General features: G+C 42.0%; 7 protein-coding genes and 1 pseudogene. 4 read left to right on the top strand and 4 right to left on the bottom strand.

The window, feature by feature from the left end:
* Window positions 1–134: 134 nt before the first annotated feature.
* The gene (can, locus tag HGO23_RS05245) at window positions 135–788 is read left to right on the top strand and encodes a carbonate dehydratase (protein ID WP_099136069.1); all 654 of its coding nucleotides are present in this window, start codon (window positions 135–137) and stop codon (window positions 786–788) included.
* A gap of 80 nt (window positions 789–868) precedes the next feature.
* Here the strand turns inward: can and hpt are convergent, their stop codons facing one another.
* The 4 genes and pseudogenes from hpt to HGO23_RS05225 form a co-directional block, all read right to left on the bottom strand.
* Entirely contained in the window at window positions 869–1,414 is a 546-nt protein-coding gene (gene hpt, locus HGO23_RS05240) for a hypoxanthine phosphoribosyltransferase (RefSeq protein ID WP_209028193.1), read from the bottom strand.
* A 384-nt stretch (window positions 1,415–1,798) separates the two neighbouring features.
* Window positions 1,799–2,062, bottom strand: a complete 264-nt coding sequence (locus tag HGO23_RS05235; RefSeq protein ID WP_209028192.1) for a helix-turn-helix domain-containing protein — start codon at window positions 2,060–2,062, stop codon at window positions 1,799–1,801.
* Window positions 2,063–2,352: 290 nt separating this feature from the next.
* On the bottom strand, window positions 2,353–2,544 hold the full coding sequence (locus HGO23_RS05230; protein ID WP_209028191.1) for an AlpA family phage regulatory protein: 192 nt from the start codon (window positions 2,542–2,544) through the stop codon (window positions 2,353–2,355).
* Window positions 2,541–3,422 (bottom strand): annotated as a pseudogene (locus HGO23_RS05225) (integrase domain-containing protein). The gene HGO23_RS05230 and the pseudogene HGO23_RS05225 overlap by 4 nt, the downstream one beginning before the upstream one ends.
* Before the next feature lie 1,363 nt (window positions 3,423–4,785).
* On the opposite strand from HGO23_RS05225, the gene HGO23_RS05220 reads away from it, so the two are divergent.
* The 3 genes from HGO23_RS05220 (at window position 4,786) to HGO23_RS05210 (ending at window position 12,600) form a co-directional block, all read left to right on the top strand.
* Window positions 4,786–6,924, top strand: coding sequence for an ATP-dependent nuclease (locus HGO23_RS05220; RefSeq protein WP_209028190.1), 2,139 nt, complete (start codon window positions 4,786–4,788; stop codon window positions 6,922–6,924).
* A 9-nt stretch (window positions 6,925–6,933) separates the two neighbouring features.
* On the top strand, window positions 6,934–8,862 hold the full coding sequence (locus tag HGO23_RS05215; protein ID WP_209028189.1) for an ATP-dependent helicase: 1,929 nt from the start codon (window positions 6,934–6,936) through the stop codon (window positions 8,860–8,862).
* Window positions 8,863–9,396: 534 nt separating this feature from the next.
* Entirely contained in the window at window positions 9,397–12,600 is a 3,204-nt protein-coding gene (locus HGO23_RS05210; RefSeq protein WP_099136993.1) for an Eco57I restriction-modification methylase domain-containing protein, read from the top strand.
* Window positions 12,601–12,901 lie beyond the last annotated feature (301 nt).

The following is a 12,901-nucleotide window of genomic DNA, read 5'->3' as shown; positions in this document are numbered from 1 at the left end:
GATTATGCCATTATTTTCCCTATGCTTCTTTTCAATGATAGAGATCAAATCAAAAACATTACTCAATTAAATATTAAATTCTCAATTAATGTTGTATATGATTCTATCTCAAAAATGTTGCCAGGCTATTAGTCATGATGAGAAAAATTGAAGAGCTGTTTGCCAGGAACAAACAGTGGTCTAAATCCGTAAATGAAGAAAACCCGCATTTCTTCAATGAATTATCAAAAGCACAAAAGCCCCACTTTCTATGGATAGGCTGTTCTGATAGCCGTGTACCTGCTGAAAAGCTTATCGATGCCGCACCGGGTGATCTTTTCGTCCACCGGAATGTTGCGAACCTTGTTATACATACCGATTTAAATTGTTTATCCGTTGTACAATATGCTGTCGATGTTTTACAGGTTGAGCATATTATCATCTGTGGTCACTACGGATGCGGTGGTATTGAAGCGGCAGTAGACGGCACTGAATTAGGCTTAATCAATAACTGGCTGCTTCACATTCGTGATTTGTGGTACAAACACAGCTCAATGCTTGGCGAGTTGCCGCCTAATGATCGACTGAATCGTTTATGCGAACTGAATGTTATTGAACAAGTTTATAACCTTGGTCATTCAACCATTATGCAATCAGCATGGAAACGTGGGCAAAAAGTAATGATCCACGGTTGGGTATACGGTTTGAAGGATGGTGAACTACATGATCTGGATATTACCGCAGACAGCCGGGAAAAATTGGAACTAAATTACCGCCAGACTATCTCTAAGCTGGCTAATAAAAAGTAACAAATTTCTGTAAAAATAAATGGCAGCTAAAACTGCCATTTATTTACTGCACCAATGCCCTTGTACACTAGCGCAAGAATTTACTCTTCCAGCAGAGTAACATGGCCAATATAAGGCAGATGACGATAACGTTGAGCATAGTCAATGCCATAGCCAACCACGAATTTATCTTCAATCGAGTAACCAATCCATTCTACTGGCACATCAACTTCACGACGGGATGGCTTGTTCAACAATGTACAAATTGCCAGCGAGTTTGGTTCACGCAGAGCCAGGATTTCCCGAATTTTATTTAGTGTATTGCCTGAATCGATAATATCTTCAACGATCAATACATCTTTATCACGAATATCTTCATCCAGATCCTTCAGAATTTTCACATCGCGGGTAGAGTTCATTCCATTACCATAGCTGGACGCTGTCATAAAATCCACTTCGTGAGGAACCTGAATTTCACGGCACAAATCCGCCATGAAAATAAACGATCCTCTTAACAGACCAACCAATACCAGTTCACGATCGCTATTGCGGTAATGCTCTGTGATCTGTTGCCCCAGTTCAGCAATACGTTGCTTAACCTCCTGCTCGGAGATCATTATTTCTACAATATGTTTTGGTTTACTCATAACTATATATTTTTAAACAAAAATTAAAATAAAATCATGTGTCTTTTTACGAAAAGTGATACACCGATTGATATACCGTTCACCACACAAAGACGCACACACAAAAAAACATGAGAACAAAATATTTTGCAAAGCATATCAGAATTCACCGCCTACAGTAAAAGGAGGGTTGAATCTATGACTACCTACAAATATCGTTGCCAGTGAGTAGAACAGTACACTAAACGTTCTGACCTTGTGATAGGAGGTTACAATGCATTTCGTCGGAAGGTATTAAAAATTGCGGTGACGGCTAACCAATTGTGCCACCTCATCGAAGCAAATAACACAGTAGGTAATTAGATGAGGTGACTATTTCCCTGATATTTTCCGGTATTAGGGTAATTATTTTGATGATTTATCGCGAATTTTGCGTTCGATAAGATTACCGTTCATATCAAAATAACGGCTCGGCCAGATTTCAGACGGGTGAATGTCGAGATAATTAGCAATAATCCATTCGCCTTTAGGCCAAGGACGTGACAGCGTGTTGGCTAATGTGGAAGAACTCAGTCCTGCTTCACGGGATACCGCTGCTAATGTTGTACCACGTTTGCGTAATGCAGCAATAATATCAGCTTGATGCCAGTCATTTCTAACATTATTCATTCCTGCTACCCCTTCCATTAATTAATCATTGATGGTGGCGATTCAGACAGGGTTTGCAATACCGGGAGCTATCGTCCGGCGAGGCCGAAGCCTCCCCCGCCTGAACCGCCATAGAAAAGGCGAACGCAGGCACACTGGTAGAAACATCCTACCAGTGGATAGCTCTACAGGGTTGCAAATCCCTGACCATTGGATTTTGCCAATGGCGCTGTTACTTTAACTGATTGGTTTATCTGACTCAATAACTGAATAACTAACACCAACCATTAATTCAGCGCCAATTCAAAAAATTAAGTGGATTTTCTGGCTTTATTAACTGTCCATTCATCAACTTCTTTTGCTATCCATAACATAGAACGGATACCCAATCTGCGCGGTTTGGGGAAATTTCCCAGCCTAATCAAATGGTCGATTTGTGATTTTTCTAGTCCGGTCTTCTGCATTACATAGTCCAGACGAATAAAAGTCAGAGTTTCCATCATTCCAAACCTCCCTGACTATAAACTCTTTCGACGTAACGCCCGCGACCATCACCATGCCCCAAATCCATTGAAACCAGTGCCCTTGCTTCCTGACGACTAAAACCATTCTGCTGGTAAAAACTCAGTGCATCCTGCGCCCAGGCATACCGCAAACTGTGGGGTGAATGGCACCCCTTTAAACCAATTCTTGTAGTATGTGTCCGCCAGTAGTTCATAGCTTGTTTAAGATCTGGTTTATCAATCAGCCTACCGCCCCGTTGTCCTGCAATGACGATAGCCTGCTCGACAGCCTCTTTTACAGCAACAACATTCAATACGCAGGTTTGTCTTGGTCTGCCGCCTTTTGTGCCGAAAACAACATGAAGTTTTGGCTCTGGCTGCTCTAATTGTTTCCGCCAGCTTTTCAATGAAGCACTGCATTACACCGCTTCCTGAGAACGTAACCCCATCAAACGAGCAAGTTTCAGTGTGACGGCAAATCCGGCATCACGTTCAAGCGCCTTCTGATAAACATCCTGAAATGTGGCATCAGGGATCGCCTGCTTCGTTCCGGCACGGCTAGTTCCACTTAATCCCAATGCCTGATTGCTCAAACGAGGCGAGATTTCCAGTTTCTCCCTGCCTGCCATACGGAAAATATTGCGTAGCGCAGACATTTCATTTTGCACTGTTCGTTTTGCAATCCCCTGAGATAAACGGACACCAACGTAATGTTCTACATGTTTGGCTTTCAAATGGCTGAGACTTTTAACCTGAATATTCAGGCTCAATAACAACGCGCCCAAACGCCCTGCAATCCGAGTACGGTCATGACAGGTCTTATGGCTGCCACCACCCTGCCGGGCAAAAAACTTCAATTCTTTAATCAATCGGCTCATTAGCTTATCTCCCTACTTATACCTGACAACATGCAATCTCTGGCGCGCGACAATGCTGACAAAACAGGAAATGCCTGCTTTGTCCTTGACGGATATCTGTGCGCCAGAGTGAACGCGGGTTGAGGTATTGCGGGGTATCGGTTAAGTACGCTGTACTGCCGCCTGCATAAACAGGTCATCCCCACTGGCAAAAAGCCAGCCTCGATATCGTCAAGTTCTCCTTTTGATGCTTTTTCGATCTATAAAATGCAGTGTCAGATTCACTGCGCTGTTAAGCAGGCACGAGCCTGTAATCGTCATGTTGTCCTTTTGCTGCGGCGTCACTTTCAGCGGTAAATCTGCAAAAAGTGACGCCTTAAACCCCGCAAACGGTCAGCAAAAGTCGTGCGGTCGTTGAAATGCCAATAGGCACAGCAAAACGCCGCAAAGTTAAGTGTCAAACGGTAGCAATGAGCTAATTGTTTAGGTGTAGAAAAGCTGTCCGCTGAATATTTCAAGCAAACACAGCTAGACATGAACTGGATGCGTGAAAGCAATCCTGCTCATTGAAGTGAAATGAGATCAAGACGTAGCTCAATCCCATTGGGCGAAAGGCTATCACCTAACGCTAATGTGAAAAGTAAGCGAGCACGTGTTTCAGCTCACTTGAAGTTAAGATAAAACCGAAGTGGATCTTCCCCACCTCAACGTCAGCTACGAAAGGAAATGGAAACCATAACCTAACGCGCCTAAGTACCGTTGTACTCTATTAGTTAAAAAAACCTTCACCGCCGAACTAGCTAGGATTGTTCATATTGACGATATCTGCTTCCAAAGGTGCGCAGATGTACCACAATTCTTGCTCTCCCTTTCAGGCTACGGGAGTTTTTTAGTCGCTCGAAAGCGCTTCCTCTCAGACTATGGAAGCATTGGTGACCATCGGAGATGGTGATTGAACGAGTTTAGATTAACGAATCTTTTTAATAGTGGCAAGTGAGAGGGGTGTTTTTATAGGCGCACGAATAAATCTTTTATCTCTGCGATCCACACAATTATCCTATTATTTTAATCAAAGGAAGTTCCTTTCCTTATAAAGGTACATAATCAATTGTAGTGTGTAGCCAAATTTGACGGGTTGGTTTGAGTGGTGACCGGCTTGTTTTTGCCCCTTCTTCATCCTTGATAAACGTAGGAAAGTCACACAACTTGATGATATTCATTGAGTTGCTTATTAAAAGTGAACAAGATAGATAGAAGATTGAGCAATAGAAAAGAATACAGATCAACATTGAATAAAGTATCACAGTGCTAGAAGTGTGTTCGATCAGAATAATAGAACTCTTTTTTTGAAATATCCGATTCCGTTTTTTTAAGGTGTTATTAAATGAAAATTTCCTCGTTCGCTTTGAAAAACTATCGACGACTAGTCAACGTAACCCTGGTACTTGATGATAAAACAACTGTTCTTGTTGGCGCTAATAATAGTGGAAAAACATCCTGTATTAGTGCGCTACACACCTTCCTGAAAAGTCCGGATAATCTAAAAATTCGAGATATATCCAAGAAAAATTGGAAGAAAATAAAAAAGTTGGGCGAACAAGTCGAACAAAAATTTCCCACTAGCGAGAAAATGCAGGATCTATCGGATGATTTAACCAGTTTGTTACCGAGTTTAGACATCGAGATCACCGCGAAAACAAGTGAGGCATACAAGGTTCGTGACATCCTCCCGGACTTGGAATGGTGTGGTGGTGCCCTATTCGTTCGCATAACTTATGAACCAATCGATATTTCTAAATTATGTCGTGAGTTTGTTGATAAGAGAAGTGTAGTGTCCGAACACAAAGGTAAGGTAAGCCTGTGGCCCAAAGATTTATGTGATTTTCTGGAGAAAGGCCGGACCTTCAGTAAGTTCATAAAACAAAAGCACTACATTTTAAGCAAAGAGGAAAAGTCTTCTACGCTGAGCGAAGTTTTGCAGCCTCTTAAATCTGAAGCTTTGAAAAAGTTAATTCGAGTAGACACTATATCCGAACAACGCGGCTTAGGTGCCGAAGATAACACAGATCAAAAGGGGCCATATTCAGAAAAGCAACGTCTCAATAAGTTACTTCGAGAATATTACGATCATATTTTGAACCCAGAAGATTTTCCTGAGATACAAGACCTTGAAGTTTTGGGGCAACAGCAAGCGCTAGAAAAAGAGTTTACCGACAGATTGAATAAGCAGTTTAATGCCCCCTTTAATGAGCTGAAGAATATGGGGTATCCCGGTATCGGTGGCAACCCGACTGTTGAAATTGCCGCAAAAATTAGTGGTATGGATGCCTTGCAAAAATCGTCATCGATCCGATACCGTTTTGACAAAGAGGAAGAAGAGTTTGTTCCAGAAAGTTACCTGGGGCTTGGTTACCAAAATCTTATATATTTGACCTTCAGACTTCTGGAATTTCGCGACAAATGGATGCGCGTTGGAAAGTCATCTGCCTTTGAGGATAAAATGGAGGATCAGATAGAACCAATCCATTTAGTTTTACTCGAAGAACCGGAAGTCAATCTGCATGCTCAAGTCCAACGAGTATTCGTATCGAAAGCTTATGATACTTTACGGAATCATTCCGACTTGTGTAGCAAACAAGAGGAATCTGAATACCAAACACAGCTTGTGATTAGTACACACTCTAGCCATATTATCAACGATATTGACTTCAAAGAGTTACGGTACTTCCGGAGAAATAATACTGACACTTCAATTGCAATGGATCATACGTCAATTGCAAATATGTCAGAGTTATTCGTGAACCCAAAAGATGAACTTCAGTTTGTCAGAAAACACTTAAAGCTCACTCACTGTGACATTTTCTTTGCCGATGGGGTTATATTCGTTGAAGGGCAAGCCGAACGTCTTCTGGTGCCTGAGTTCATTTCCAATAGCTTTCCGGGCTTATCGAAACGATACATCTCTATACTGGAGGTAAGCGGTGCACACACTCACAAATACAGAGATTTAGTCGAAAAACTTGGGGTTGCGACTCTGGTGCTGACAGATCTTGATTCAGTTGATAACGAAGGGAAATCATGCTTCCCGCAAAAGAATTCAGATCAAAAAACTAGTAATGTTACCTTGAAGGAATGGCATCCAAAAAAAGAAGTTTTGGATGACTTGGTGACCTTACCAAAAGAGGAACATGCTACAAATAATCAAGGTGCACCACTTTACGTTGCCTACCAAAAGACAACTCAGATTACTGGGAAGGAAGTTTTATCCCGTACTTTTGAAGATGCATTGATTTTGGCGAATTTTGAAAATAAATATTTTCAGAAAATTAAAGACGCCTTTAAAAATGATAGTAACTCCCTATCAGAGTCACTCTACTGCTATGTGCAAGCTTTAAAGAAAGGAGACTTTGCTTTCGATTGCCTTTTCCATATCGCAAATAAGAAAGAAGATTGTTTCAATCCCCCAGAATATATGAGTGAAGGTCTTGAATGGCTACAAGATAAGCTTCAATACAAAATGTAGGAGGAGATTATGCCAGAAGAATTTTACTTGGCGGAAACCAAATCTATTGATCATGACAATGGAATTGATAAAGGGATCCTAGAGTGCCTTCGTATAGGTTCAGGGAAAAGTTTTATCACCTTTGCGGGAGCAGGATCGGGTAAAACTTATTCTCTAAAAGAAGCTCTAGATTTTCTGAAAAAAGAGCATTCTGGTAATTTTATTCGTCAGGGTAAGCAAATTGCTGTTGTAACCTTTACAAATAACGCAGCCGATGAAATCGTGGATCGGATTGAGCAAAATCCCATCTTTGCGGTTTCAACGATTCATAGCTTTTGTTGGTCTGCTATTGCTGGTTTAAATGAAGACATTCGCAAGTGGTATCTGGAGAAAATTCCTGCGAAGCTTGCCGAAATAGAAAATTTGGAAAGTCGTGGTCGCGAAGGTAAAGCATCAGAAGCTCGAAAGAGAACAATTACCCGGCTAAAGGAAAAAATGGATTGGCTAGCTGAACCTTGCTCATTCATTTACGACCCAAATGGCGTCAACTCTGCAAAGAATGCGTTGTCCCATGCGGATGTTTTAAAGCTTTTCTCAAGTTTTTTGACTACTAAGTCGATAATGGCAGAAGTCATTGTAAACAAGTTCCCTTTCATATTTATCGACGAAAGTCAGGATACCAACAAAGATGTAGTCCGAGCATTCTTTGAGCTGCAACATGCTAAATCAAATAAAGTTGTCATCGGCTTGTTTGGAGATACGATGCAACGTATCTTCGGTGGGGGCGAATCTGAGCTGGGTAACACCAAGCCAAGTGATTGGACTACCTTCAACAAAGAAATGAACCATCGCTCAGCGCGGCGCATTGTTGCTTTGGGTAATCAAATCCGTAGTGAAGATGATAAACGAAAACAGTTTGCCCGAGATGGAGCTGCAGACGGTTACGTTCGATATTTCTTATTATCGAACAATGTTTCAAACAAAAATGAAATTGAAGCCAGAATTCGTGAGGTTATGGCAGAAGTTACAGGTGACACGAACTGGACAGATATTCAATCCAAAGATACAGCTATCTTGCTTTTGGAACATAAAATGGCTGGACGTCGTCTTGGCTTTAGTGATCTTTGGAACAAACTTGAAAAATCAGACAAAATTAAAGATCGGATTTCTAAAGGTGAAAATTCCGAACTAAATTTTTTCTCTGAAATTGTTTTTCCTATGGCTGAGGCGAGTCGTGATGAAAGACGAGCTGAATTGATGTCTATCCTGAGAGAAAGGAATTCGCCGCTTTTGGAAGCCAGTGTGCTTGACGCTAACAAGAATGATCCGCTAGTACTTGCTCGAAATGCTGAACATGCGTTTAGGGATGTGATTTCAAATGAAAAGGTCAGTTTTCGTGCAGTCCTGGAAGTTTTGGCTGAGCATAATCTGCTGAGAATTCCAGCGAAATTACAGGCGCTTGTAGTGGCTTCCAAAGAGAGTGAAGCTGGAACAGAGCCAAAACAAATGGGAGCTATATTGGAGATTGAATCAGAAGCTGAAGAACGGGATGATAGCGAGATAACTGCTTGGACTGAAGCTTTGGAAACTAATTTCTTTCAAATTCGAAATTATAATGACTACATCAATGGGAACTCATTTTATCGAACCCATCAAGGCGTGAAAGGCAACGAATTCGAGCGTGTTATGGTTGTCATGGATGATGAAGCAGGCGGATTCTTATTTTCTTACGAGAACTATTTTGGAGTGAAGGAACTTTCGAGTGCAAGCAAAAAAAAACAGGATGCAGGTGAAGAGACTGGTTTGGAGCGAACTAGGCGATTGTTCTATGTCACATCCACACGGGCGAAAAATAGCCTCGCCCATGTGATTTATACATCCAATGTGGCTAAGGTAAAGGAAAATCTTATTGAAAAAAAATTTGCGCGAGAAGGTGAAATTATTGAGTTGTACAAGTAATGGAATTAAGTCTTACGTTTTGCTTCTGATGTTTCGACTTACTTTTACAAATCCTAACTTGGCTAGCTAGCAAGATAAATCTAGCTCACTTTTATCCAAATATTAGTTAGCCTTAATGTTCGCTTCGCTCATAACAGTCTGTCGGAATAGGTTGAATCCTGCCTAGCAGGGTATACAAACTCATTTGTATTAGCTACGACTTGATCTGACGCTATCCTACGATAGGGTACAATTAAATCTGACGGTCGGCTATGAGAGAGATACGGTCATAAGTGACTTTGCCACTCTCGGTTCAGCAGCCACTGAGCTATGAAATCTTTGGTCACAAGTACGTTTCATTGGTATGTCAGTTCGGGGCCATCAGTCCTGTACATTTTTCAAAGCTTTCTCTACCTCCATATGAATTTGAATGGTTACGTATGCATTCTAAATGTCCCCATAGAAATCTCCTTGATCGATCTGTCTTGAATTAAGGAAGGATGGCATTCATAATGTTCGGTTGCTTACTTTCCACCAGAGACTAGGTCTTACTACATGAAGCAATCCGCTTACGCCTCAATACAAGAAAAACGTCTTCAGCCTTGGAAGGGTGAAGAAGAAGTCCGGTTTGCTTGGAACAAAGCCTTAGAAGACGCTACAGGGTTACATCTTTTTGCTGAACGCGATCGCAATGATGCTAGTTACAATCACGTCATCATTGAATACAAGGCACCAGGATATTTTAAAGGCAGGAAAGACAGTTCTGCTTTCCAAAACGCTACCAAAAAACGACTATTACCATATATAGTTAAAAAAGCCGCTGAAACAAAGATACCAGAATCAGATTTCATCGGTATAGCCATAGATGGGGAACATATTTGTTTTGCACAGGTAATTGATGGTGATATTAACACCCAACACTTGATGCCATTTTCTCCTGAATCCGTAGAGATGGTAGTTGATGCTCTTCGTTCAGATACACGTAAAGGACTCACAACAGAAAACTTACTTGCTGATTTTGGGCATGGTTCTGCAAATGCGCAAGCGTTCATGCAACAACTTTCTGATGGACTTTCTCAACAGCTTGCCATTAGTGGTAATAACAAAATAAAAATGCTCTTTGAAGAATGGCGAACTTTGTACGGCCAAGTTGCCGACCTTTCCATTCTGCAAGCTGAAGCTATCGCAAAAGAACTGCACTTTACTTGGTCCGGACCTACATCAGACTCTATTTCTGCACGGCTATTCGTCCTTCATACTTATAATTCAATGCTCATTAAGCTCTTAGCTGCTGAAATAGTTTCAGCGCATGGGCTTACATCAACAGCACAGCCAGCTCAGAGCATGGCTGCATTAAAGAACGATGCTCAGATGCTGGAATTTCTCGACTCAGCTATCGAACGCTCTGCTATTTTTCAGGGGGCGGGAATAAACGGCTTTGTTGAGGAAGCAATTTTTAGCTGGTATCTCGATGTTGCCAGTCTGAATACTGTGCCTAAGTTGCTTCCAACATTAAGACGCTTGCTGTCGGTTCTATCTCTCTACCGCCTTGACCAGCTATCCCAAACACGTGATGTACTTCGTGACCTTTATCAAGGACTGGTGCCGGGTAAATTGCGTCAGAGCTTGGGTGAATTCTACACACCTGACTGGCTAGTTGATTTCACACTAAATAAAGTGAGTACCCCTGAGATTCTCAACCAGAGAGTACTTGATCCGACTTGCGGTTCCGGAGCATTTTTACTTGCTATAATTCGAAAGAAACGTCAATTAGCAAAGTTTCAGAACCTCAGTGCTCAGGAAACTCTGAATCTTCTGTGCGACAGCGTATGGGGCTTTGATCTTAATCCTCTGGCTGTACAAACAGCCAGGGTGAATTTCATTATAGAAGTCGCAGATTTACTGGCACAATGCCCAGGCCACGAGTTTGAAGTTCCTGTACTAATGGCTGATGCAATTTACTCTCCTGCGGCTTCACCTGAGACTTCTGAACCCATAATTCAGTATCGTATTGGCAGTCAGTTTGCAAAGCTCGATATTCATTTGCCAGTAGCGCTGGCGCTCGATCGTGTCAGCCTTGATGTAATGTTTAATCGCATGGGTAAAGATGTCGAAATGGGGCTCGATTTTGATGAGTCCATGGATAAAGTTCGAAAAGGAAATTACTTCACTGAACAGCTACTTGGGGAATGGGACACACCTCTGCGTTACACATATAACCAAATTCTGAATCTACATCGCCAAAACTGGAATGGTATATGGTTCAGGATTGTCAGAAATTTTTTCTGGTCTGCTACTGCAGGGCAATTCGACCTTGTCATTGGCAATCCCCCATGGGTTAGATGGTCAAAATTACCTGCTCTGTATCGTGAGCGTGTAAAACCCACCTGCGAACACTATGGGATTTTTTCTAAGACCCGCATGCATGGTGGCAACGAACTCGATATTTCAGCAATGATCACATATACCGTCGCTGATAAATGGCTTAATGTTGGTGGCCATCTGGCATTTGTCATCACGGGCACTCTGTTCAAAAACCCTTCATCAGCGGGCTTCAGAACATTTAAACTCGAACCTTCGCAAGAGGACTCATTGTACCTTCAGCCGGTATCAGTGGATGATATGAAAGGTCTTAAACCTTTTGAGGATGCGAGTAACCATACGACGATAGCCGTATTCAGAAAATCAGAAAAAGAACCAGAGTACCCGGTTTCATATCGCGTATGGGGGCCTAATATCGGTGAAAAACGAGCCGTTAAATCGTCTCAGACGCTTAAAGCTGTCTCCGATACCATCCAGTACAAAGAAAAAGAGGCCTTTCCGGTTAGCGAAGCGGGTTCACCTTGGGCCATATTGGAGCCAGGCCGATTTGAAACCATTAAATACTTATCTCGTCAGTGCTCATGGACCAAAGGGCGTAAGGGGATCACGACTGACCTCAATGGAGTTTACTTCGTTCCTATCCTTAAGGTGAATGAAAAACATGTCCAGATCCGGAGTCGACCTGAAGCGGGTAAAAAAGACATAGGCCCGATGAAACAGGCATGGGTAGAACCAGAGGATTTGTACCCTTTGATTAAAGGAGCAAGTAATTTTGAAGAATGCTATCTTAAAATTAGTGCGCCAGAAGTCAACAACGAAGAACGTCTTTTTACATTTGTTCCGAATACGGGGATCTCAAATGCGGATTATGCTGAAGCAGAAGAACGGCTTGAAAAGCATGAGCTGAGAAAAACTGCTGCCTGGTTCGAATCGTTTGAATCTGTTCTTCAGGCTCGATCGACTTACCGTCGGCAAATGAAAGGTGCACCTTTCCATGCCGTTTATAACGTAGGAGACTATACGTTTAAACCATGGAAAGTAATCTGGCCTGAGATGTCTTCATCGTTCTATGCAGCAGTAGCTGGAAGTGCAAACGTTCCGCTTGTCGGCTCACGCCCTTACGTTCCTGATCATAAAGTCTATTTTTCAGCCTTTGATGATAAAGAAACTGCCTATTATTTATGTGGACTTCTTAACTCAAAAACCGTTCAGGAGTGGATTGATGCACACAATGTTTCCATACAGGTTGCAGACGTTTTCAAACACTTAGACTTGCCTGAATTCAATAAGAAGGACATACATCATACTCTTCTGGCCAAAAGGGTAATGGCTGCTCACGTGGAACATGACCGAGATGAGCGCCAGATTATAGTGGATGAAATAAAAATACTGGCCGAAAAGGTTCTCACTAAATGGAGTGAACAGCTTCTTAGTTAAATCAGCTACAAGCGTCTGGCGCTAGTGGAATCTTAATCACTAGGAGCCACCCCATATAAACCGCCTTCCACCTCCCACAGGCGGTTTATAAGTTACGCTAACGCAGCATGTACCTAGTTGATTAACTCAACGTGATATTAGTAATGTCTGCTCCTGGCGCAGACTGTGTAAAAACCGTGATTTCATCCAACAAACATCGAGTTGGGTTGCATTTAAGCATCCGATTAGCGCTTATCACATTCACAATGTTCTGATGCAGATTGGTGGCTTGTAATATGAAGTCATTTAAAAGCAGTGTGCC

The organism is Xenorhabdus budapestensis, assembly GCF_017743015.1.
In the GTDB taxonomy this organism is placed as follows: Bacteria; Pseudomonadota; Gammaproteobacteria; order Enterobacterales; family Enterobacteriaceae; genus Xenorhabdus; species Xenorhabdus budapestensis.
This window is presented reverse-complemented; position numbering and strand designations above follow the sequence as displayed.